Origin of the sequence: Clostridium sp. AF27-2AA (assembly GCF_003478505.1) — a bacterium.
GTDB lineage: Bacteria > Bacillota > Clostridia > Lachnospirales > Lachnospiraceae > Brotaphodocola.
On record NZ_QUFI01000077.1, the window covers coordinates 1 to 1,037 of the forward strand.

The window sequence follows — 1,037 nt, forward strand, 5'->3', positions numbered from 1 at the left end:
ATAAAGGTTTCCCGGCTGGTCGCTGTTTCCTTACAGTCCAGCACCGCCAGGGCAATGTCCTGGGCATAGCTTTTCACTTCCCCCTGCTCCGCCTGCTTCAAAAGCTGGTACGTCTCTTTCTTCCATGCCACTGTTTCTTCACGCTCCGCTCCTTCAAAGGTCTTTCCCTTTTCTGGAACGTGCAGCCCCTGCTCTTGGCTCTGTGCGTTGCACCGCTCCTTCAGCTCCCGCAGGTCGGCACTGCTCCACTGGAGCTTGTGCCCGTCCTCAAAATTGACAGAATTGACGATAAAGTGCGTATGGATATGTTTTTTGTCCTTATGGGTAGCCACAAGCACCTCAAATCCTTTCCATGCCGGCGTATTCTCTGCAAGCTGTAAAGCGTTTCTGTGTGCCTGCTCCGGCGTGATTTTCTCGTCCTTATGGTAGCTCTGGACAAAGTGCTTGTATGTCCTTCCCCCGGTTTTCTCCCATAGCTCCTTGGTCGCCTGCATTTCCTCCTTTGCCGTCTCTGCTTCGCAATGCAGACCGCTGACAAGCTTCTCCTCTGTCTTTTCTTCTTTCGTCACATAGTCAATCGCCTGTCCTATGCCTGCCTTTGAAGATACCGCCTTAATAACTGCCATACTTGCTTCAGCTCCTCCCCTTGTTCCCGCACCTCGGATTCACTTGGCAGCACTCCGCCCTCATTACACCGCTTTGCTATCTGGTTGAGGTTGTTCCCGATCCGCTTCAGCTCCGGGATAAGTTCCTTGATTCCGTCCGTATTGACGATTTTTTTATCCAGCACGCAGGAAAGGATATATTCCTGCTGGTTCTTCCCACTCTCCTGCACCCTCTCCTGCAACTTCTGGTATTCTTCCTCGTTTACCCGGAAGGATAACTGTTTCGGTCTTGTCTTGTTCATCCCCTTACCACTCCATGTCCATCACATCGAGCAGGTCAAAGAAACGCTCCAGCGTCTTATTTTCCTTTTCTGAAGGGTTCTGTTTCACATACTTATCAATTACTTTCATCAGCTCCTGCACCTCGTATCT

At 50.7% G+C, this 1,037-nt stretch carries 2 protein-coding genes; both read right to left on the minus strand.

All coding sequences use genetic code 11. The features are described from left to right. A partial coding sequence (locus tag DWY84_RS17145) for a relaxase/mobilization nuclease domain-containing protein (protein ID WP_147522589.1) occupies positions 1-626 on the minus strand: 626 nt, incomplete at its 3' end. Beyond that, entirely contained in the window at positions 587-907 is a 321-nt protein-coding gene (gene mobC, locus DWY84_RS17150) for a plasmid mobilization relaxosome protein MobC (RefSeq protein WP_118534483.1), read from the minus strand. The genes DWY84_RS17145 and mobC, both read right to left, overlap by 40 nt. Positions 908-1,037 lie beyond the last annotated feature (130 nt).